The sequence below is a fragment of the Amycolatopsis sp. NPDC059657 genome (assembly GCF_042734395.1).
GTDB lineage: Bacteria > Actinomycetota > Actinomycetes > Mycobacteriales > Pseudonocardiaceae > Amycolatopsis.
This window is the reverse complement of the sequence record NZ_JBHWEB010000137.1, coordinates 1-21,444: the sequence shown is the minus strand read 5'-3', so window position 1 is coordinate 21,444 and position 21,444 is coordinate 1. Positions and strand designations below refer to the sequence as shown.

General features: G+C 68.2%; 22 protein-coding genes. 17 read left to right on the top strand and 5 right to left on the bottom strand.

The window, feature by feature from the left end:
- Positions 1-65: 65 nt before the first annotated feature.
- On the bottom strand, positions 66-866 hold the full coding sequence (locus ACFV15_RS41610) for an alpha/beta fold hydrolase (RefSeq protein ID WP_378358138.1): 801 nt from the start codon (positions 864-866) through the stop codon (positions 66-68).
- A 155-nt stretch (positions 867-1,021) separates the two neighbouring features.
- Between ACFV15_RS41610 and ACFV15_RS41605 the strand changes: the two genes are divergently transcribed.
- The 10 genes from ACFV15_RS41605 to ACFV15_RS41560 all read left to right on the top strand — a co-directional run bounded on the left by ACFV15_RS41605 (position 1,022) and on the right by ACFV15_RS41560 (position 11,332).
- Positions 1,022-3,823 carry a galactose oxidase-like domain-containing protein gene (locus tag ACFV15_RS41605; protein ID WP_378358136.1) on the top strand — a complete coding sequence of 934 codons (2,802 nt, stop codon included), beginning with the start codon at positions 1,022-1,024 and terminating at the stop codon, positions 3,821-3,823.
- 9 nt (positions 3,824-3,832) lie between these two features.
- The gene (locus tag ACFV15_RS41600; protein WP_378358135.1) at positions 3,833-4,120 is read left to right on the top strand and encodes a putative leader peptide; all 288 of its coding nucleotides are present in this window, start codon (positions 3,833-3,835) and stop codon (positions 4,118-4,120) included.
- An 85-nt stretch (positions 4,121-4,205) separates the two neighbouring features.
- Positions 4,206-5,888: a nitrite/sulfite reductase gene (locus ACFV15_RS41595; protein WP_378358133.1), complete on the top strand. Its 1,683-nt coding sequence runs from the start codon at positions 4,206-4,208 to the stop codon at positions 5,886-5,888.
- Positions 5,885-6,034 carry an Insertion element protein gene (locus tag ACFV15_RS41590; RefSeq protein WP_091291592.1) on the top strand — a complete coding sequence of 50 codons (150 nt, stop codon included), beginning with the start codon at positions 5,885-5,887 and terminating at the stop codon, positions 6,032-6,034. Before ACFV15_RS41595 ends, ACFV15_RS41590 begins: the two co-directional genes overlap by 4 nt.
- Positions 6,031-6,738: a phosphoadenylyl-sulfate reductase gene (locus tag ACFV15_RS41585; protein ID WP_378358131.1), complete on the top strand. Its 708-nt coding sequence runs from the start codon at positions 6,031-6,033 to the stop codon at positions 6,736-6,738. The genes ACFV15_RS41590 and ACFV15_RS41585 overlap by 4 nt, the downstream gene beginning before the upstream one ends.
- A gap of 11 nt (positions 6,739-6,749) precedes the next feature.
- The gene (cysD, locus tag ACFV15_RS41580; protein ID WP_378358130.1) at positions 6,750-7,700 is read left to right on the top strand and encodes a sulfate adenylyltransferase subunit CysD; all 951 of its coding nucleotides are present in this window, start codon (positions 6,750-6,752) and stop codon (positions 7,698-7,700) included.
- The gene (locus tag ACFV15_RS41575; protein WP_378358128.1) at positions 7,700-8,962 is read left to right on the top strand and encodes a sulfate adenylyltransferase subunit 1; all 1,263 of its coding nucleotides are present in this window, start codon (positions 7,700-7,702) and stop codon (positions 8,960-8,962) included. Before cysD ends, ACFV15_RS41575 begins: the two co-directional genes overlap by 1 nt.
- Positions 8,959-9,669, top strand: coding sequence for a sirohydrochlorin chelatase (locus tag ACFV15_RS41570; RefSeq protein ID WP_378358126.1), 711 nt, complete (start codon positions 8,959-8,961; stop codon positions 9,667-9,669). Before ACFV15_RS41575 ends, ACFV15_RS41570 begins: the two co-directional genes overlap by 4 nt.
- A gap of 194 nt (positions 9,670-9,863) precedes the next feature.
- Positions 9,864-10,490 carry a cyclase gene (locus ACFV15_RS41565; RefSeq protein WP_378358125.1) on the top strand — a complete coding sequence of 209 codons (627 nt, stop codon included), beginning with the start codon at positions 9,864-9,866 and terminating at the stop codon, positions 10,488-10,490.
- 65 nt (positions 10,491-10,555) lie between these two features.
- Positions 10,556-11,332, top strand: coding sequence for an enoyl-CoA hydratase family protein (locus ACFV15_RS41560; protein ID WP_378358123.1), 777 nt, complete (start codon positions 10,556-10,558; stop codon positions 11,330-11,332).
- 32 nt (positions 11,333-11,364) lie between these two features.
- On the opposite strand, the gene ACFV15_RS41555 is transcribed toward ACFV15_RS41560, so the two are convergent.
- The 3 genes from ACFV15_RS41555 to ACFV15_RS41545 are packed head-to-tail and all read right to left on the bottom strand — an operon-like array spanning position 11,365 to position 12,370.
- Positions 11,365-11,724 (bottom strand): barstar family protein, encoded by a 360-nt coding sequence (locus ACFV15_RS41555; RefSeq protein WP_378358122.1) that lies wholly within the window; start codon positions 11,722-11,724, stop codon positions 11,365-11,367.
- Positions 11,721-12,170 carry a ribonuclease domain-containing protein gene (locus ACFV15_RS41550; RefSeq protein ID WP_378358120.1) on the bottom strand — a complete coding sequence of 150 codons (450 nt, stop codon included), beginning with the start codon at positions 12,168-12,170 and terminating at the stop codon, positions 11,721-11,723. Before ACFV15_RS41550 ends, ACFV15_RS41555 begins: the two co-directional genes overlap by 4 nt.
- A gap of 11 nt (positions 12,171-12,181) precedes the next feature.
- On the bottom strand, positions 12,182-12,370 hold the full coding sequence (locus tag ACFV15_RS41545) for a hypothetical protein (RefSeq protein ID WP_378358118.1): 189 nt from the start codon (positions 12,368-12,370) through the stop codon (positions 12,182-12,184).
- 57 nt (positions 12,371-12,427) lie between these two features.
- Between ACFV15_RS41545 and ACFV15_RS41540 the strand changes: the two genes are divergently transcribed.
- From ACFV15_RS41540 to ACFV15_RS41530, 3 genes are all read left to right on the top strand, one after another.
- A complete protein-coding gene (locus ACFV15_RS41540; protein WP_378358116.1) occupies positions 12,428-13,393 on the top strand; it encodes a zinc-binding dehydrogenase in 966 nt (321 codons plus the stop codon).
- Between the two features lie 184 nt (positions 13,394-13,577).
- Positions 13,578-14,627 (top strand): alpha/beta hydrolase, encoded by a 1,050-nt coding sequence (locus ACFV15_RS41535; RefSeq protein ID WP_378358114.1) that lies wholly within the window; start codon positions 13,578-13,580, stop codon positions 14,625-14,627.
- A gap of 100 nt (positions 14,628-14,727) precedes the next feature.
- Positions 14,728-16,146: an amino acid permease gene (locus ACFV15_RS41530; RefSeq protein WP_378358112.1), complete on the top strand. Its 1,419-nt coding sequence runs from the start codon at positions 14,728-14,730 to the stop codon at positions 16,144-16,146.
- Here ACFV15_RS41530 and ACFV15_RS41525 read toward each other — a convergent pair.
- Complete coding sequence (locus tag ACFV15_RS41525; protein ID WP_378358110.1) at positions 16,135-17,187, bottom strand: nitronate monooxygenase; 1,053 nt, start codon at positions 17,185-17,187, stop codon at positions 16,135-16,137. The two genes, ACFV15_RS41530 and ACFV15_RS41525, sit on opposite strands and share 12 nt — an antisense overlap.
- 119 nt (positions 17,188-17,306) lie before the next feature.
- On the opposite strand from ACFV15_RS41525, the gene ACFV15_RS41520 reads away from it, so the two are divergent.
- From ACFV15_RS41520 to ACFV15_RS41505, 4 genes are all read left to right on the top strand, one after another.
- Entirely contained in the window at positions 17,307-19,079 is a 1,773-nt protein-coding gene (locus tag ACFV15_RS41520; RefSeq protein ID WP_378358109.1) for a family 20 glycosylhydrolase, read from the top strand.
- A 308-nt stretch (positions 19,080-19,387) separates the two neighbouring features.
- The gene (locus ACFV15_RS41515; protein WP_378358107.1) at positions 19,388-19,834 is read left to right on the top strand and encodes a pyridoxamine 5'-phosphate oxidase family protein; all 447 of its coding nucleotides are present in this window, start codon (positions 19,388-19,390) and stop codon (positions 19,832-19,834) included.
- 74 nt (positions 19,835-19,908) lie between these two features.
- Positions 19,909-20,397, top strand: coding sequence for a hypothetical protein (locus ACFV15_RS41510; protein WP_378358106.1), 489 nt, complete (start codon positions 19,909-19,911; stop codon positions 20,395-20,397).
- Between the two features lie 134 nt (positions 20,398-20,531).
- Positions 20,532-21,329, top strand: a complete 798-nt coding sequence (locus tag ACFV15_RS41505) for an SGNH/GDSL hydrolase family protein (protein ID WP_378358105.1) — start codon at positions 20,532-20,534, stop codon at positions 21,327-21,329.
- Positions 21,330-21,444: the final 115 nt, after the last annotated feature.

Sequence of the window (21,444 nt, the reverse complement as noted above, 5' to 3'; positions counted from 1 at the left end):
TATACCCCCCCGCTTGGGGGGGGGGGGGCCTCCACCCCCCCCCCCGCAACGCTCACGACCCCCGCCTAGCGAACGCTCTTGGCGGCGTCCAGCACGAGGTCGGCGACGACATCCGGCCGCGAGACCGAGACGGCGTGCGAAGCCTTGACCTCGATAGTCTTGGCGTGCGCCCGCTGCGCCATGAACCGCTCGGCCGAAGCCGGGATCGCGTTGTCCTGCGCCGCGACGAGCGCCCACGACGGGATCGTGTGCCACGCGCCTGCGCCCTCGAACTTGGTGCCCAGCGCGGACCCGTCGATCGGCCGCTGCGTCGCGGCCATCGCCGCAGCCTGCGAAGCGGAAACATCGGCGGCGAAGACGTCACGGAAAGCGGACGGCTTGATGTACACGTCGGTCCCACCCGGGTACGCGACGGCGTTGGTGGTGTCCGGCCCGAGCTTGGCGCCCTTGGACAGCTCGCCCGCGGTCTCACCGGCGTCCGGAATGAAGGCCGCGATGTAGACGAGCGCCTTCACATCAGGGTCGTCCTGCGCGGCCTTGGAGATGAGCACACCCCCGTACGAGTGCCCGACCAGCACGATCGGCCCGTCAATGCTCTGCAGAACGCTCTTGAGGTAAGCCGCGTCCGAGGCGACCCCGCGCAGTGGATTGGCAGGCGCGACCACCTGATATCCACGCCGTTGCAGCTTCTTGGCGACATCCGTCCAGCTCGAAGCGTCGGCGAACGCGCCGTGCACCAGAACGACGGTCGGCTTCGCCTTCTGGCTCGACGAGTCCGCCGAAGCCGCGCTCCCCGAAACCGCGAAGGTCCCGACCAGAGCGGTGACAGCGGCGATACCGGCCAGTGCGCGCTTGAGGTTCTTCATGAGATCCAGCCTTTTGATTCGAGGAGAAAGAACGTTCGTTCTGCTCTGAAGTTAGCCGGTCCGCCGCTGGTCGTCAACTGTGTCCTGGGGCACTTTGAATTGCCGCTGCGCTCCACACGGCCCCCGGCGCAGAATCGAAGTACGAGGGGGACGCGATGACGCAGCATGACTTCTACTTGCGGATCGAGCCGCTGCCCGGCTACAGCCCGCTTTCACCACTCCACTGCTCGCGCCGCTACGGCCGCGACTGCCTGCGCGGCCACGGCCACGAGATCGGCCGCGTCACGCCAAGGGAGATCTTCGCGAGCACGCTCGACGCGATGGTCTACCGCCGGTACCACGACCCGGACCACACCGAGCCCGTCACCGAACCGCTGATCGCCGCGGACATGAACGAGCCGCCATGGGACCGGCGCGTGCCGGGCTGCGTGCTGTACGCGGACGTCGGCGACGAGATCGCCATCCATGTCCGTAACGGCGACCCTGACGAGTGTCACAGCCTCCACCTCCACGGCCTCGAGTACGGCATCGCCTCCGACGGCGCGTGGCCACTGGGCGTCCAGGCCAAGGACGGCTCCCGCAGCGACGACATCCATCCGGGTGGCAGCTGGACGTACCGGTTCACCGCGACCGAGGAAACCGTTGGCGTGTGGGCGTTTCACGATCACCACCAGATGGTCCAGAGCTGGATCAACCGCGGCCTGTTCGGCGCGCTCATCGTCCGCGACCCCGCCGCCGAACCCGCGGACCACGAGATTCCCCTGTTCCTGCACCAGATGTCCGGCGACGCGGCAGCGGACGGCTTCGAAAGCCCGGCACTGCACGGCGGAGCGAGCTACCCGCACACCTTCGGCATGACACCGCGGTCTTTCCCGTACCACTGCAAGATCCACGGCGTGACGATGTCCGGCACCGTCACCGTGCAGGCAGGCGCCCCACACGCGACCAGCGTGGTGATCGGCGACAACTTCTTCTCCCCCGCCGCGGCGACGGTGGCTCCCGGCGGCACGGTGACCTGGTTCAACAGCGGCCACCACGACCACGTCGTCTTCGCGGGCGGAGGCGGCGGAACCTCGTACTGCCTCAACGGCCGCACCTACGTCGGCAACACCCCGACGATCGTGACCGAGCCGGGCCGGCGGCTGCGCTGGTACCTCCTCAATCTCGACGTCGGCGACACGTGGCACAACTTCCATCCGCACGCCGCGCGCTGGAACCTGCCCTCCGGCGGCGCGGCCGACGTCCACCCCCTGAGCCCGGTCGAAGGCTTCACCGTCGACACCGTGGCGCCGACCCCGTTCCCGGACCTGCAGAGCCAGCAATCCGGACGGGAGGTCACCGTCCGCGGCGACTTCCTGGTCCACTGCCATCTGGAAGAGCACATGATGTCCGGCCTCGCCGGGCTGGTCAGGTCCCGTCAACGCCTGCGCGTCACCGACGAGCCGCTCGACATCGAACTTCCCTACGACGACGGCAAATGCTGCACCGACCTCGACGGCACCCGCTCCTGCAAGCCGATGTCCCACCACGAGATGCCGGGCATGGCCCACGAAGAGCACGACGTCCTCACCCATGCCGCGATGGCAGGCTTCTGGGAGATGCTGCCCTGCGACTCGGTCACGCTGGCGGTCCATTTCGCGTTGCTGCACACCGGAAAGGTCCTGATCTTCTCCGGCTCCGGCAACTTCCCGCCCCGCCATGACGCGCACATTTACGGATCGGTCCTCTGGGACTACGAGGAAGGCACGTTCACCCAAGTCCCGGTCTCCTACGACGTGTTCTGCGCCGGCCAGGCAACCCTCCCCAACGGCGACCTGCTGGCAGCGGGCGGCACCAAACGCTACGACGATCCGTGGCAAGGCGCCCCGGAGTCGGCGCTGTTCAACGGCGAAGCCTGGACGAACCTCCCGAACATGGCCGACGGCCGCTGGTACCCCACCCTCGTCTCCCTGGGCGACGGCACGGTCATCGCGGTCTCCGGCACCAACGAAGCGGGCGACGCGACCAACGACGTCCCCGAGATCTTCGACCCGGCCACCGGCACGTGGACTCCGACGCCCTTCTTACGTCCGAGCCTCCCGTTGTACCCGCACCTTTTCCAGCTCCGCGACGGCAAGTTGTTCTTCACCGGTGCCGGGCTCGGCTTCACCGAACTCGGCGGCTACAAACTCGACCCCGCCGACGGCGCGGAGATCCCGGTCCCCGGCCTGCGCCTCGCGACCAACCGCGACCAAGCCTGCAGCGTCCTGTTGCCCCCGGCCCAGGACCAGAAAGTCCTGGTCATGGGCGGCTGGGGCGAGGCGGGCGCGACCCCCTTCGCGGATTTGGCGGACCTCTCGGCTTCGGAACCGTCGTACGTACCGGCGGCGTCCATGAAACACGGTCGCACGATGGCCAACGCGGTGATCCTCCCCGACCGGACGGTGTTCGTCACGGGCGGCGGAGCGGGCTTCGAGGCCGACCCGGTCTTCGAGTCCGAGATCTACGACCCTTCGACGGGGAAATGGTCGGCTACCGCTCCGGCGACGGTCGGCCGCCTGTATCACTCGGTCGCGCTGCTACTGCCGGACTGCCGCGTCGCCACGGCTGGTTCGAACCCTGACCGCGACGACGATGAACTGCGAATCGAGATCTTCCATCCGCCTTATCTTTTCCGCGGCGCCCGTCCTTTCCTCGAGGACGCGCCTGTGGAAATCACGTACGGCGAGCGGTACCGCCTGCGCACGCCGCAGGCTCGGGATCTGCGGTGGGCGCAGCTGATCCGGCCGATGGCGACGACGCATTCCTACGAGAGCGGGCAGCGTCTGGTCGATCTCCCGTTCACGGTCACCAAGCGCGGGGACGTGCGGGTGACGATCCCGGACGAGCCGAACCTCGCGCCGCCAGGTTGGTGGATGCTTTTCGTTGTGGATATGAAACGGCGGCCATCCGACGCGTGGTGGGTCCATCTGTCGTAACGTTTCTGTATGAGGGGGGGTAACGGGGGACACCCTCGCTTCACCGCGAGGCCTCTGGCGTGGGTGCCACGCGACCCGAGAAGAGCAAGAACCGCCCTGCGATCCCCGCCACACTTGACACACCCCCAAGCCCCTGACCAGGTAAAACGCTGCTATCTCAGTATGCGGTCACCGCTAGACCACATTGTGGGCACATGGCACGCTGCAAGGGTGACTCGCGCCGGAATCCGCCTTGTGGCTCGTCGCCACGTCGATCTCCGGCGCGTGGCGAGCGCACTCTGTGCCGCCGACCGCTGACTCCCTGCCACCACCGCATCACCAGAAGACGGACCAGGCAGCGGCCGCAGTGCGGTCGTGCCTCGAACAAGCCCGGAGGACACTCATGGCGACCCCGACCGGCCGCGCTCCGCGTGTCAAGCAGAAGCGGGGCGAAGGCCAGTGGGCTTTGGGCTATCGCGAGCCGCTCAACCCCAATGAGCGGTCCAAAAAGGACGATAACCCGCTCAACGTGCGCGCCCGGATCGAGAACATCTACGCGCGCGGGGGCTTCGACTCGATCGACCCCGGTGACCTGCGAGGACGGTTCCGCTGGTTCGGGCTCTACACCCAGCGCAAGCCGGGGATCGACGGCGGCCGGACCGCCTCGCTGGAGCCGGAGGAGCTGGACGACCGGTACTTCATGCTCCGCGTCCGCATCGACGGCGGCGCGCTGACCACCGGGCAGCTCGCGGTGCTCGGTGAGATCTCGCAGACGCACGCACGCGACACCGCGGACATCACCGACCGCCAGAACATCCAGTACCACTGGATCCAGATCGAGGACGTGCCGACGATCTGGCAGAAGCTCGAGGACGCGGGCATGACCACGATGGAGGCGTGCGGCGACAGCCCGCGCGTCATCCTCGGTTCGCCCGTCGCGGGGATCGCGGCCGACGAGATCATCGACGGCACGCCCGCCATCGACGAGATCAAGCGCCGGTACATCGGCGACCCTCAGTACTCCAACCTGCCGCGCAAGTTCAAGACCGCGGTCTCCGGGCAGGCCGATGTCGCGCACGAGATCCACGACATCGCGTTCGTCGGCGTCGTGCACCCCGAGCACGGGCCGGGGTTCGACCTCTGGGTCGGCGGCGGGCTGTCGACCAACCCGATGCTCGGGCAGCGGCTCGGCGCCTGGGTGCCGCTCGACGAGGTGCCGGACGTCTGGGAAGGCGTCATCAGCGTGTTCCGCGACTACGGTTACCGCAGGCTGCGGGCCCGCGCGCGGATCAAGTTCCTCGTCAAGGACTGGGGCGCCGAAAAGTTCCGCCAAGTGCTCGAGGACGAGTACCTCAAGCGCAAGCTCATCGACGGACCCGCGCCCGAGGTCCCCGACAAGCCGCTCGACCACGTCGGCGTGCACCAGCAGACCGACGGCAAGTTCTACGTCGGCGCCGCGCCGATCGCCGGGCGGGTCGACGGCGCGACGCTGATCGCGGTGGCCAAGGCCGCGGAACGCGCGGGCTCGAACCGGGTCCGCCTCACCCCGCACCAGAAACTCGTCGTGCTCGACGTTCCCGAAGCCGAGGTCAAGGCGCTCGCGTCGGAACTCGCCGATCTGGGCCTGCAGACGGAACCGTCGCCGTGGCGGCGCGGGATCATGGCCTGCACCGGGCTGGAGTTCTGCAAGCTCGCGATCGTCGAGACCAAGGCTCGCGCACACAAACTGGTGGCGGAGCTGGAAAAGCGTCTCATCGACATCCAGTCCGAAATAGACACTCCGGTGACCGTGCACCTCAACGGCTGCCCCAACTCCTGCGCCCGCGTGCAGACGGCGGACATCGGGCTCAAGGGCCAGATCGTCACCGACGACGACGGCAACCAGGTCGAGGGCTTCCAGGTGCACCTCGGCGGCGGGCTCGGCCTCGACGCCGGGTTCGGCCGGAAACTGCGTGGCCACAAGGTGACCAGCGCCCAGCTGACCGAATATGTCGAACGCGTCGTGCGCGCCTACGTCGCCGGACGTGAGCCAGGCGAGCGGTTCGCGCAGTGGGTCACGCGTGCTGACGAGAGCGCGCTGCAGTGACCGAACGCGCGACTCCTTTCTACTGCCCATATTGCGGCGATGAGGACTTGCGACCGGAAGAAAACGGCGGCTGGCTTTGTTCGGCCTGTCGACGGGTCTTCTCTGTCAAGTTCATCGGCCTGTCCCTACCGGAGGCGAGTAGATGACCACCACAGCCGATTACACAGTTGACTACAAAGCGCTGGCAGAGCGTGCTTCCGCGGAACTCGCGAACGCCACCGCCGAAGAAGCCTTGCGCTGGACCGCCGAAACCTTCGGCGACGACTTCATCGTGGCGTCCAACATGCAGGACGCCGTGCTGGTCGACCTGGCCACCAAGGTGAAGTCCGATGTGGATGTCCTGTTCCTCGAAACCGGTTACCACTTCGCGGAGACCATCGGCACCCGTGACGCGGTGGCGACGGTCTACCCGGACATCCGCATCGTCAACGCGCAGGCCGAGCAGAGCGTCGCCGAGCAGGACGCCGAGTACGGCGCGAAGCTGCACGAACGCGACCCCGGCCTGTGCTGCAACCTGCGCAAGGTCGTGCCGCTGCGCAACACGCTCGCCAAGTACTCGGCGTGGGTGACCGGCGTCCGCCGCGTCGACGCGCCGACCCGCGCGAACACCCCGATCGTCACCTGGGACGACCGCAACGGGCTGGTGAAGATCAACCCGATCGCGGCGTGGACCGACGACGAGTTCAACGACTACATCGCCGAGCACGGGATCCTGCAGAACCCGTTGGTGTCCATCGGATATCTGTCGATCGGCTGCGCGCCGTGCACCGCGAAGGTCGAGCCGGGCCAGGACCCGCGCAGCGGCCGGTGGGCGGGCCAGTCCAAGACCGAGTGCGGTTTGCACGGCTGAGAAAGGGACCCATGACCACGCTCGAACCGGCCACCACGGTGTTTTCCGGGGGAGACCCCCAGACCCCCCTGGCGCAGGACAACCTCGCCGCGCTGGAATCCGAAGCCATCCACATCTTCCGCGAGGTCGCCGGCGAGTTCGACCGCCCGGTGATCCTGTTCTCGGGCGGCAAGGACTCGACGCTCCTGCTGCACCTGGCGATCAAGGCCTTCTGGCCGGCGCCGGTGCCGTTCCCGCTGTTGCATGTGGACACCGGGCACAACTTCGACGAGGTGATCGAGTTCCGCGATCGCGTCGTCGAGAAGCACGGGCTGCGCCTGGTCGTCGCGAAGGTCCAGGACTGGATCGACGACGGCAGGCTGGAAGAGCGTGCGGACGGCCTGCGCAACCCGTTGCAGACCACTCCCCTGCTCGAAACCATCTCCGAGAACAAGTTCGACGCCGTGTTCGGCGGCGGACGGCGTGACGAGGAGCGCGCGCGGGCGAAGGAGCGGATCTTCAGCCTGCGCAACGCCTTCGGCCAGTGGGAGCCGCGGCGGCAGCGTCCGGAACTGTGGAACCTCTACAACGGACGGCACCGCCCCGGCGAGCAGGTCCGCGTCTTCCCGCTGTCCAACTGGACCGAGGCGGACGTGTGGAACTACATCGCCCGCGAGAAGGTCGAGCTGCCGTCGATCTACTACGCGCACCAGCGCGAGGTGTACCTGCGTGACGGCATGTGGCTGGCCGAAGGTCCTTGGGGCGGCCCGAAACCGCACGAAGAGGTCAAGGAGCTGACCGTCCGCTACCGGACCGTCGGCGACGGCTCGTGCACCGGCGCGATCGAGTCGACGGCCGTGACCGTCGAAGAGGTCATCGCCGAGGTGTCCGCCAGCAGGCTCACCGAACGCGGCGCGACGCGTGCCGACGACCGCATGTCCGAAGCAGCCATGGAAGACCGTAAGCGAGAGGGCTACTTCTGATGAGCAGCTTGTTAAGGCTGGCCACCGCAGGCAGCGTGGACGACGGTAAGTCCACATTGGTCGGCAGACTGCTCTACGACACGAAGTCGGTGCTCGCCGACCAGCTCGACGCTGTCACCCGCGCGAGTGTCGACAAGGGACTGTCCACTCCGGACCTGAGCCTGCTGGTCGACGGCCTGCGCTCCGAGCGTGAGCAGGGCATCACCATCGACGTGGCGTACCGGTATTTCGCCACGCCCAAACGGAGTTTCGTGCTCGCGGACACCCCGGGCCACGTGCAGTACACGCGCAACACGGTGACCGGGGCGTCCACCGCGCAGCTCGCCGTGCTGCTGGTCGACGCGCGCAAGGGTGTCATCGAGCAGACGCGCCGCCACGCGGCCGTGCTGTCGCTGCTCGGCGTGCCGCAGCTGGTGCTCGCGGTGAACAAGATCGACCTGATCGACTACGACGAAGCCACCTTCGCCGTGATCGCCGACGAGTTCCACTCGCACGCCAAGTCGCTCGGATACCAGGACGGCACAGTGCTGTCGATCCCGGTTTCCGCGCTGGAGGGCGACAACGTCGCCTCGAAGTCGGACCGGACACCGTGGTACACCGGGCCGACCTTGCTGGAGCACCTGGAGAACGTGCCGGTCGCGCCGGATCCGCACGACGCGGCGTTCCGGTTCCCAGTGCAGTACGTGATCCGCCCGCGCACCCCCGAGTACCCGGACTACCGGGGCTACGCCGGGCAGATCGCGGCGGGCACGGTCCGCCCCGGTGACGCCGTTGTCGTTCTCCCGCAAGGACTTCACACGACGGTCGAGCGCATCGACACAGCGGACGGCCCGCTCGAAGAGGCGGGCGCGGGTAGCTCGGTGACCATACTGCTGGCCGACGATTTCGACATCGCGCGCGGTGAGCTGATCGCCTCGGCCGACCGTCAGCCCGCGGTCACCGACGAGATCTCGGCAGCGCTGTGCTGGCTGTCGAGCAAGCCGCTGAAGCCGGGCGCGCAGGTGTGGGTCAAGCACGGCGCGAAGACCGTCAAGGCGATCGTCGAGGAGCTCAACGCCCGCTTCGACGAGCAGACACTGTCCACTGTGGGCGATCCGGAAGTACTGGAACTCAACGACATCGGCCAGGTCACGTTGCGCCTGGCCGAGAACCTGCCGGTCGACGACTACAAGCTCAGCCCGCGCACCGGCGCATTCATCGTGATCGACCCCAAGGACGGCGACACCCTCGCCGCCGGACTGGTCGGCGAGCGGTTCGCATGACGGTGCCCTTGGTCGCGGTCGCGCACGGAAGCCGGGATCGGAGATCCGCGGCGACCGTGCGCGAGCTCGTCGAGGTCGTGCGCGCGCAAGCGCCCGAGCTCGACGTGCGGGTGTCCTTTCTGGATTTGTCGACACCGCTCGTGACCGACGTGCTCCGGGAACTTCGCGACGAGGGACATCGCGAAGTCATCGTCGTGCCGCTGCTACTGGGCAGCGCGTACCACGCGCGGGTCGATCTGCCCGCCCTCGTCTCGGAAGTCGCGGGCCCGGGATTCACCGTGTCCGTCTCCGATGTGCTGGGTATCGACCCGCTGCTCGAAGCCGTCGCACTGGACAAACTGTCCGCAACGGACTTGACCGGCGCGGGAATCGTTGTCAGCGCGGTGGGTTCGTCGAACACGGGAGCCAACTCGGCGGTCGCCGACCTCGCGAACCGCTGGCAGGCCAAGCTCGGCGTGCCGGTGGCGCCCGCGTTCGCGAGCACCGCGCAGCCGGACATCCCCGCCGCCATCGCCCAGGTTCGCGCGAGGGGCGCGGACCGGATCGTGGTGGCGTCGTGGTTCCTCGCGCCAGGGTTGCTGCCGGACCGGATCGCCGCGCTGGCAAGCGAAGCGGTCTTCGTGGCCGAGCCGCTCGGTCCCGATGAGCGGGTAGCACGGGTAGTGTTGCGCCGGTACGAGGCGATGCGCCTCGTCGCTGTCGCCTGAGTGATCAGCGTTCGGCCGAAAAGCTGGACCCGCTCCGCCATTACGTGAATCTTTTTCCCATTTGAGCTACGCCCCGCTTATGGGAACGGTCAATCCTTGACGGGTTACTTAACTTGCCGGTAACTATCTAAACGCCGCGCGGCTTCTCACCACATCTCCCTCTTCATCTCCCCATCTCCCCCTCTGGAGCCTCGATGAAGTCAGCTCTGCGCCGAACCCTGACCGCGGCCGCTCTGGCGGCCATCCCCGCTCTCGCGCTCACCACACCCGCTTCCGCGGCCACCGCCGTCAACTTCGACTGCCAGGCCAACGCGCCGATCGTCGGCCCGCAGAAGGCGAACTTCGCCCAGGACGCGACCGTCACCGCACCCGCGACCGTCGCGCCGGGCGCCAACCTCGACATCGTCATCGACCCGGCGCCCAACACGCTGCCGACCACGGTCGCGGGCTACAAGCTGAAGGAGGTCAAGACGTTCACGTTCAAGTTCCCGATCCCGGCGAACTCGACCTTCGTGAAGGCCACCCTCTCCGGCGGCTCCGGCCTCGGCAGCACCCCGCCGACGATCAGCGTCGCCAACGGCGTGGCGACGCTGAGCTTCCCCGGCCCGATCAAGGGCGGCGCGGCCTTCGAGCTGCCGACCGTCACCGCGACCTTGAAGGCGGGTGCGTCCGGCACCATCCAGACCAAGATCGCGGGCACCAGCTACACCGACCCCGGCCTGACCTTCACCGCCGTGGTCAGCTCGTTCATCGACATCTCGGCGCCGACGGCGTGCTTCCCGAACCCGAGCCCGACCTTCACGACCACCACCATCGGCTAACTGCCTCGTGAGCGTTGCGGGCGGTTAGAACCGCCCGCAACGCGCACGAGCTTTAGGGTGTGGTCATGGCTGACGAACTGGTGCACTACGAGGTGGCGGGCGGTACCGCCACGATCACGCTGGACTCCCCGCACAATCGCAACGCGCTGTCCTCGCAACTGCGCCGTGAGTTGAGCGAGAGCCTGACCAAGGCCCGCGAGGACGACAGCGTGCGGGTGATCGTGCTGACCCACACCGGCCCGGTGTTCTGCGCTGGCATGGACCTCAAGGAAGCACGCGGGGCGGGTGCGGGCGACCAGGGCGTCAACGAGTTCCCGCAGATCCTCGACCAGCTGTGGACCAGCCCGAAGCCGGTCGTCGCGCGTCTCGCGGGCCCGGCACGCGCAGGCGGCATCGGCATGATCGCCGCCACCGACATCGCGGTCGCGGTCAAGACGGCCACCTTCGCGTTCAGCGAGGTCCGCATCGGCGTGGTGCCCGCGATCATCTCGCTGACCGTGTTCCCCAGGCTGAACGCCCGCGCCGCCCACGAGCTCTTCCTCACCGGCGACACCTTCGACGCCGAGCGGGCGGCCGCCATCGGCCTCATCAACTCGGCCGTCGACGCCGACGCGCTCGACGCCGAGGTCGAGCGTTACGTCAAGGCCCTCACCCTCGGCGGCCCGAAGGCTTTGGCAACCACCAAAGAGCTCCTGAGCAAGCCTCGCCCTGCGACGCCTTCCGAAGGCTTCGAAGAAATGCTCGCGCTGTCAACACGCTTCTTCGCCAGCGAAGAGGGCCAGGAGGGCATCACGGCCTTCGCCCAGAAGCGCAAGCCCAACTGGGTCCCCCAAGAGTCGTGAGTGGTATGGCCGGTTAGAACCGGCCATACCACTCACGAGTCCGTCAGCACCACGGTCAGGCGGCGATCGTCGGTCCGGTCGCCGCCGGGCGCGAGGGCGCGCTGGGCGTCCGAAAGGACTCCGCGCACCGCGAGATACGCCTTCGGGTCGGTCTCCTTGAGCCGGTCGGAACCGGGCCAGATGAGCACGTGCTCGCCGGGCCGCAGCCACGACAGGTCGGTCAGCGAGTCGTAGAGCGCGTCCAGATTCCGGCCGAAGTACTCCGGGAACGACAGCGCGGCCGCGATCGCGTCCATCGCGGACAGCTTGTCGGTGACCTTCGAGCCGTCCACCACGTGCGGGTACGCGCCGCGCGCGCGGGCCTGCGCCGCGGCGGTCTCGGTGGCGCTCACTTGGCGGGGTCCACGACGACGAAGGACGAGTAGTGGTCGCCCGTGTAGTAGAGCTCCTTGCCCGAACCGGTCACCAGGCGCCGGGCACCGCGGTCGGGGCTGCCCGGGGTCTTCACCGTGTACTCCTTGTAGTACCCGGAGTCCTTGCGTGGCAGTACCTTCTCGCGGTTCTCGAACGGCACGCCGTCGTTGCGCGGGTACGGGAACGGGCCGTTGGCCTTGATGAGCTTCCAGGTGTCGGCCGCCTCGGACGGCAGCGTCGACAGGCCCTTGACCGGCAGGCCGGAATCACTGCCGGGGAGCTTGCCAGACGAAACGGCTTGAGACGAGGACGGGGCGGGCTTCGCGGGAGCGTCGTCGGCGACCTGGGTCTTGACCAGCCAGCCACCGAGCACCAGCACGATGAGGCCGATCAGCGCGGCGGTGATCCGCCTTCGGTTGAACATGGTGCGCCAGCTTAGGAGGAGCGGTCGCGGCCCGTGCCCAGCCACCCCGCCAGCGCGCCGACGGCCTTGTCGATCACCCAGGCAAGCAGCAGGCACAGCGGGACGAGCACGGCCAGCACGAGGATGAACTGCAGCGGGAACCACAGCTGCGCGAGCCACAGCTCGACGCCGTCCCACCAATCAGCCAGGCCGTTAAACACAGCACAACGGTACCCGCGACGCTGCGCGGGCACTTGCCTGCCCGGTAGGTTGCAGACATGTTCGCCGTGTACGCCTCCGCGCCCAACGCCGAAAAGCCGCTCGAGTCGCTGGTCGTCGGCGAACGCCCAGACCCCGAGGTGCCCGAAGGCTGGGTCCGCGTGGCCGTCAAGGCCGCGAGCCTCAACATGCACGACCTGTGGACGTTGCGCGGGGTCGGCATCAAGCCGGACCAGTTCCCGATGATCCTCGGCTGCGACGGCGCGGGCGTGCTCGACGACGGCTCCGAGGTCGTGCTGCACGCGGTCATCAACGCGCCGGGCTGGCAGGGCGACGACACCCTCGACCCGAAGCGCACCCTGCTGACCGAGAAGCACCAGGGCACCTTCGCCGACTACGTGATCGTGCCGAAGCGCAACGTCATCCCGAAGCCCGCGGGCCTGTCGTTCAGCGAAGGCGCCACGATGGGCACCGCTTGGCTGACCGCGTACCGCATGCTGTTCGTGAAGTCGGGGCTGCGGCCTGGCCAGACGATGCTGGTCCAGGGCGCGTCCGGCGGCGTCTCGACGGCGCTGATCCAGCTCGGCCGTGCGGCCGGGTTCCGGGTCTGGGTGACCGGGCGCAGCGAAGAGAAGCGCGCGCTGGCCACCGGCCTGGGCGCGCACCAGGCGTTCGAGTCGGGTGCACGGCTGCCGGAGCGCGTCGACGCGGTGTTCGAGACCGTCGGCAAGGCGACCTGGTCGCACTCGGTCAAATCACTCAAGCCGGGCGGCATCATCGTCGTCTCCGGCTCGACCAGCGGGCCCGACGCGCACGCCGAGCTCCAGCGCGTCTTCTTCCTGCAGCTGCGGATCGCGGGCTCCACCATGGGCACCCGCGACGAGCTGGCCGACCTGCTCTCCTACGTCGACCTCAAGGGCATCAAGCCGCAGATCGGCCAGGAACTGCCCTTCGAGCGTGCCGAAGAGGGCTTCAAGAGCATGTTCGAGGGCGACACAGCGGGCAAAATCGTGTTCACCAAGTGACCTCGTCTTGGTCTAGACCCCGTCGTAATAAGCTCACGCCCCGTTAGGGGTACCCCTCATTTCCTCCGCAGGTCAGCACCCGAAATCGCGTGACCAGCACATACGTATGTCTAAGATCAACGTGACCTTTTCGTGACCTGTGATCTGCGCCCCAAAAGCAACATCCGATGTCTAACCTAGACACATGACCGCAACACAGCGGCCGGCGCCGGCTTCACCGGCCGGCCAGACGAAAGTGACCGACCCGACGTCCATCAGGGTGACGTACCGGCGTTTCGCCGGTGTGCGCACCCGCGTGTTCGAAGTCGGCCCACCCGCCGCCGACCCCGAGAGCGGGCGAACCACCCGCTTTCGACGCGGAGCACCTCGGACGGCCAGCCGTCCGACCACTCCCCGTCTTGTGTTGTTCCACGGCTTCTGCGACAGCGCGGACACCTGGCGCCCCGTACTGACCGAGCTCGCCAAGGCGGGCGTCCCGGCCATGGCGGTCGACCTCCCCGGTTTCGGCGAGGCCGACGAGCTGCGGGCGGGCGCCATGCTGCCGCAGCTCGACGCGTTCGCCGCCGCGGTGATCCGTGAGCAGTCCGTGCTCGGCCCCGTCGTCATCGGCGGCAACTCGCTCGGTGGCACGACCACCCTGCGCGCGGCCCAGAACGGCAAGCTCCCGATCGCGGGCGTCGTCTCGATCGCCGCGCCCGGTTTCGTCGACTCGTGGGTGGTCCGCGCGGTCGCCAAGTACCCGATCCCGCTGCGGCTGTACTCGTCGCTGCCGCTGCCCGTGCCGTCGTTCCTGGTCAAGACCATCGCCGAGAACGTCGTGCCGCATTTCCTCTACGCCAACGCGGGCTCCGCCGAGAAGGAGCACGTCAAGCGGTTCGTCGACCTGTTCCCCGACTACAAGGCCACCACCGTGCGCCTGGAGCAGGCCAGGCAGATGGTGACCGAGCTGGAGAACGCGTACCAGCTCGAGGCCATCACGTCGCCGCTGCTGGTCGTGGTGTGCGGCAAGGACAAGCTGGTCAGTGCCGCCTCCGGGCGACGGCTGCACGCGCTGGTCCCGCACAGCAGGCTCCTCGTCCGCCAGGACTGGGGTCACTGCCCCCAGCTCGACGACCCTGCCGAGATCGCCGAGCTGCTGACCTACTTCGCCGCGGGCGTGACGCGCGCGACCAAGTCCGAGCGCAAGCTGGTGGCCGTGTCGGACACGGTCTCCGCGCAGGAAGCGGTCGGCTGAGACCGGCAGCCTGCTGAGCGGGTCACCCACTAGTACGGTGCGCTGTTAGGTCCGAAACCCGGGCCTGACAGCGCACCGATGAAGTTGGGAGCCCACCGCCATGACCTCCGGGGTTTTCCGGCGAAAGCCGATTGAACAGATCGAGGATTCCTCGGGTGAGGGCGGGCTGACCCGCACACTCGGGCTGTGGCAGCTGACCGCCATCGGTGTCGGCGGCATCATCGGCGCGGGCATCTTCGCGCTCGCGGGCAGTGTCGCCGCCGGTGACAAGGCGGCGGGCATTCCCGGTGTCGGGCCCGCCGTGCTGATCTCGTTCCTGATCGCGGGTGTCGCCAGCGCCGCGGCGGCCTTCTCCTACGCGGAGTTCGCGGGGCTGATCCCCAAGGCCGGTTCGGCCTACACCTACGGGTACGCCGTGCTCGGCGAGATCGTCGGCTGGTTCATCGGCTGGGACCTGCTGCTGGAGTACACCGCCATCGTCGCGGTGGTCGCGATCGGCATCTCCGGCTATTTCAGCTTCCTGCTGCAGCAGCTCGGGCTCGACCTGCCCGCGTGGATGCTCGGCGCGCCCGGCACCGGCCCAGGGCACAAGGTGGACCTGTTCGCGGTCGTCCTCTGCCTGCTGATTGCCTACCTGCTGAACCTCGGCATCCGCGCCGCCGCCCGGTTCGAGACCGCGATGGTCATCCTCAAGGTCGCCATCGTGCTCGTGGTCGTGCTGGTCGGCTTCTTCTACATCAAGACCGGCAACTACTCGCCGTTCGCGCCTGCCGGGTTCGGCGGCGCCGTGACCGGTGCGGCGACCGTGTTCTTCGCGGTGTTCGGCTATGACGCGATGAGCACCGCCGCCGAGGAGTCCAAGGACGCTCAGCGCCACATGCCCAAGGCGATCCTGTACTCGCTGGGCATTTCGATGGTGCTCTACGTGCTCGCCTGCCTGGTGCTGACCGGCATGCAGAACTACACCGAGATCGACCCGAAGAGCGGCTTCTCGACCGCGTTCAAGTCGGTCGGGCTGTCCGGGCTGGCCACGGTGATCGCGATCGGCGCGATCGTCGGCATCATGACCGTGCTGTTCACCTTCCTGATGGGCGCGACGCGGATCGGGTACTCGATGAGCCGCGACGGCCTGCTGCCCAAGTGGTTCGGCAAGACGCACCCGACGCGTCACGTGCCCACCCGGTTCACCTGGGTGCTGGGCGGCGCGGCGGCGATCATCGCCGGGTTCCTGCCGATCGGCGAGGCCGCGGAGCTGACGAACATCGGCATCCTGCTCGCGTTCGTCGTCGTCTGCGTCGCGGTGATCGTGTTGCGCTACAAGCAGCCGGACCTGCCGCGCACGTTCAAGACGCCTGGCATGCCGGTGGTGCCGCTGATCGGCGTCGGCTTCTCGATCTGGCTGATCACCTACCTGCAGCCGGAGACCTGGCTGCGGTTCGCGGTGTGGTTCGCGATCGGGCTGGTGATCTACTTCGCCTACAGCAAGCGGAACTCGGTGCTGAACCGCTCAGCCGAGTAGCTTCGCCGCACGTTCGACGGCCGCACGGGCTTCGTCGCGCAACCGCGCGACGATCTCGGCGGCCGGGCCGTCGGTCGCGACCGAGTAGGTCTGACCGGCCCACAGTGACATGGCCTCCGGGTCGTCGGCCTTCGCGGCGGCGGCCCGGATCGGCTTGCTCAGGTTGTTCAGCTCCGGATACGCCGACGGCGCCTGCGCCGAAAGCTCGCTCATCACGCGGTTGACCAGTCCGCGCGCGGGGCGTCCGCTGAAGGCGCGGGTGATGTCGGTCTTGCGGTCGGCGACCGCGAGCGCCTTGACCTGGGTCGGCTGGGTGCCGGCTTCGTCCGCGCGCAGGAACGCCGTGCCGAGCTGCGCGGCCACCGCGCCCGCGGCCAACACCGCCGCGACGTCGGCGCCGTGCACCAGTCCCCCGGCGGCGATGAGCGGCAGCTCGGTTACCGCCTTGATAAGCCGCAAGGCCGCGAGAACGCCGTAAATCTCGCCGCCACTGGGCGAATCCGGGTCATCCTGGAAGATGCCGCGATGCCCGCCCGCCTCGAAGCCCTGCACGGCCAGCGCGTCGGCGCCCGCCTTTTCGGCTTCCAGCGCCTCTTCGGGCTTGGTGACCGTGACGATGACCTTGCTGCCGATTTCGTGCAGCCGCCGCACATCCTCGGGCCTGGGCAGGCCGAACGTGAAGGAGACGACCGGCACCCGCTGCTCGACGACCACATCGACCTTGGCCGGGTAGGCGTCGTCGTCCCAGGCCGGCGCGCCGGGTTCGACCTCGTAGCGGCTCGCTTCGGCGGCCATGCGCTCCTGGTGCCCGCTCAGGTCAGCGGCCGACGGCTTGCCGGGCACGAACAGGTTCACGCCGAACGGCTCGCTCGTGAGCTCCCTGGTCTTGGCGATCTTCTCGGCCAGCACCCCGGGACTCAGCATCCCCGCGCCGAGGAAGCCGAAGCCACCGGCGCCGGTCACCGCGGCGACCAGCTCGGGGGTGGACGGGCCACCCGCCATCGGGGCGGCGATGACCGGGAAACGCAGGCTCTCGAACATGACCTGAGCCTACCCAGAACCCGAATTTAGCCCTTATTGGTCTAGACCTGTCCGATTCCAAGTGGCAGTATCCAGGCGGTTCCGGTTACCGGGACCTGTACGCCGCCAGGAGGATGTCAATGAAGATCCCAAGAGCGCAGCGCGGACGGAAGTGGGGCGTCGCCCTTGCCGTCGCGACCATGATCGGTGGCCTCACCGCGGCCACCCAGAACCCGGCCATCGCGGCCACCCCGCCGTTGCAGAGCATCGTCCCAGTCCCCGTCTCGGTCCAGGCCGCGGCGGGCGTCACCTTCCCGCTGGTGGCCTCGACGAAGATCTACACCCAGGCGGGTTCCGCTCCCGCGAAGGAGGTCGGCGACTACCTCGCGGCCATCCTCCGCAAGTCCACCGGCTACGCGCTGCCCGTCGCCGACGCGCCCGCGACCCCGGCCGCCGACGGCATCACGCTGCTCCTGAACGGAGCGCCCGCGAGCGTCGGCCAGCAGGGCTACCAGCTCGTCTCGACCGCCACCACGGTGGTGCTGCGCGCGATCACCACCGACGGCCTGTTCGGCGGCGTGCAGACACTGCGCCAGCTGCTGCCGGGCAAGATCGAGAGCGCGACCGTCCAGACCGGGCCGTGGACGATCCCCGGCGCGACCATCCTCGACTACCCCCGCTTCGCCTACCGCGGCGCGATGCTCGACGTCGCACGGCACTTCCACCCGGTCGCGAGCGTCAAGCGCTACATCGACCAGCTGGCCCAGTACAAGATCAACAATCTGCATCTGCACCTGGCCGACGACCAGGGCTGGCGCATCCAGATCGACAGCTGGCCCCGGCTGGCCACCTACGGCGGCAGCACCCAGGTCGGCGGCGGCGCGGGCGGCTACTACACGAAGGCGCAGTACAGCGACATCGTCGCGTACGCGACCTCGCGGCACATCACGATCATCCCCGAGATCGACATGCCGGGGCACACGAACGCGGCCCAGGCCTCGTACGCCGAGCTGAACTGCAACGGCGTCGCTCCCCCGCTGCGCACGGACATCGAGGTCGGCTACAGCTCGCTGTGCATCCCGAAGGACATCACGTACACCTTCGTCTCCGACGTCATCCGCGAGATTTCGGCGCTGACCCCCGGCCCGTACTTCCACATCGGCGGTGACGAGGCCGCGGCGACCCCGCCGGCGGACTACCTGACGTTCATCAACAAGATCCTGCCGATCGTGGCGGCCAACGGTAAGCAGGCCATCGGCTGGCACGACATCGCCAAGGCGACATTGCCGGCCAACGCGACACCGCAGTTCTGGGGCACGACCACTTCGGACAGTGGCGTGTCGAACGCGGTTTCCCGTGGCAGCAAGGTGATCCTCTCACCTGCCAACAAGGCGTACCTCGACATGAAGTACAACGCCAGCAGCCCGATCGGTCTTTCGTGGGCCGGTTACGTCGAGGTCCAGGACGCCTACAACTGGAACCCCGGCGCGTACCTGAGCGGCGTCGGCGAGTCGGCCGTCCGCGGCGTCGAGTCGCCACTGTGGACCGAGACGGTCAAGAACTCGGCGGACATCGAGTACCTGGCGTTCCCACGCCTGTCCGCGCACGCCGAACTCGGCTGGTCGCCGTGGTCGACGCATGACTGGAACACGTTCAAGGTCCGCCTCGGCGCCCAGGCGCCGCGCTGGAAAGCCCAGGCGATCAACTTCTACGCCTCCGGCCAGGTCCCCTGGGACAACGGCGGCGTGCCCGGCACGTGCACCCAGCCCGCGTGGAACGCCTCGTCGATCTACACCGGCGGCAACGTCGTGTCCCATAACGGGCACAAGTGGACAGCCAAGTGGTGGACACAGGGCGAGGAACCCGGCACGACCGGCGAATGGGGCGTGTGGCGCGACGACGGCGCCTGCTGACCTCAAAGGAGGCGCTTCGCCCCGCTGTTTCGCCCACCCGTCTCCCACCACCACCCTCAACGGAGGCGCTTCGCCCCGCTGTTTCGCCCACCCGTCTCCCACCACCCCCCTCAACGGAGGCGCTTCGCCCCGCTGTTTCGCCCACCCGTCTCCCACCACCACCCTCAACGGAGGCGCTTCGCGCCGCTGTTTCGCCCACCCGTCTCCCACCACCACCCTCAACGGAGGCGCTTCGCGCCGCTGTTTCGCCTCTTAGGACGTACGCCCGCCCGGTTCCCTGCAGAGCCGGGCGGGCGTACCTTCGTCTCATGGCTGCCGATCTGGATCTTGTCCGGAAGCTTTCCCTCGCCGAGCACGGCTTGGCGACCATCGCGACCACGCGCGGCGACGGCACCGTCCACGCGTCCGTGGTCAACGCCGGGGTGATCGACGATCCCGTCTCCGGCGCCCCTTCCGTCGGCCTGGTGGCCATCGGCGGCACCCGCAAACTCGCGCTGCTCCGCCGCGCGGGGCACGCCACCATCATCTTCCGGCGCGGCTGGGAGTGGGTCTCCGTGCAGGGCAACACCCGGCTGATCGGCCCCGACGACCCCGATCCCGCCTACGACCTCGCGCGGCTGCCTCAGCTGCTGCGTGACGTGTTCACGTCAGCCACGGGCACCCACGACGACTGGGACGAGTACGACCGCGTGATGGCCGAGGAGCGGCGCACCGCGGTGTTCATCGAGGCCTCGAAAATCATCGGCAACCGCTGAAGCCTCCGTAGCGTGTCAAGGCTGAGGCCGGAGGTATCCACTTCGGCCAGCCCTCACGACAGGGAGCCGAACGGATGACTCAGACGAGGCAATGGCGTCAGGTGGCGCCCGAGGCTTGGTGGCGGACACCATTCGTCGTCGGCTACTCCCTGACGTTCGCAGCCGTCGCCGTCCTCGGCGCGGCCTTGGGGTCCATCCAGTTCACGGGAAGCATCGCGACCGTAGCGGCGATCGCCTACTTCCACTACCGGGCCCGAACGACAGGCGTCTACACGAGCGACAGTGGTGTCCGGCTGCGCGGACTGGCGAGGTCCCGCGAGCTCGGCTGGGCCGAGGTGGGGAAGTTCGTCTACCGACCGTCTTACAGCCGCATCCCTGGTCCGGAATACGGCTCGCTCTGGGTGGTGCTCGCGGACGGCGAGGAACTCAAGACCTCGGTCAAGGTCGAGCCCGAAGCTGATCCGGCAGGCAAGACCGCGGCCATCCTGAATGAGCTCAACCGCGAAACCAGGCTGGCGCACGCCGAGATGGCCGCCGCGCGCGACGCGGCGACGTCCGGCTGATTACCCACGACTTTCGTCGGGACTCACTAACCTGACTGGCCGCATTTTCGAGAACTTTCACCAAACTTCCTTCTCCTGAGTCGCCGGGGTTGCTATTCGTAGGGCGTCACCCCGACCTCTCCCCGGGAGAATCCTTGCGCGCCTTACGCTTCCTCGTCCCTGCGCTCCTGACCGCCGTCGCCTGCCTCGCCGGCACCACGGCCGCGCACGCCGCACCCGCGAAGTACGTCGCACTCGGCGACTCCTACGCCGTCGGCGTGGGCACCTGGTCCTACGACAACCCCAGCGACGCGTGCCGCCGCGGCCCGCTCGCCTACCCGCGGCTCTGGGCGGCCGCGCACCCGTCGACCACCTTCGTCGAGGCCTCCTGTTCCGGCGCCAGGACCGCGGACGTGCTCAACACCCAGGTCCCGAAGCTCACCGCCGACACCACGCTCGTCACCATCCAGGTAGGCGGCAATGACGCGGGCTTCGTCGACGTGCTCAAGCAGTGCATCCTCACCATCGACGACAAGGACTGCGTGAACCGCGTCGAGCAGGCCAAGAACATCGCGCGCACCACCGTCTCCCCGGCGCTCGCCACCACCTACGCCGCGGTGCGCCAGGCCGCGCCCTCGGCCAAGGTGATCGTGGTCGGCTACCCGCGGATGTACAAGATCGGCGGCAACTGCGGCATCTTCGGCCTCAGCGACACCGAACGCGCCGCGCTGAACTCCGCCGCCGACGTGATCGCCGAGATCACCGCCGCCCGTGCGACGGACGCCGGCTTCACCTTCCTCGACGCCCGCGGCACCTTCGACGGCCACGGCATCTGCACCTCGACCCCGTGGCTCACCAGCCTGGAGTGGAGCAAGCTCGACGAGTCCTACCACCCGAACACCGCGGGCCACCGCAGCGGCTACCTGGCGCCCCTCACCGCCATCACCGGCTGAGGACTCGTGAGTGTTGCCGACGGGTAACTAGTCAGGTCTCTGTCGCGTGGTGGTCGTCGTTCTGCGATGATCACCGCGTGACCGGGAGTGAGCGTCCGTCGTATGACGAGCTTGC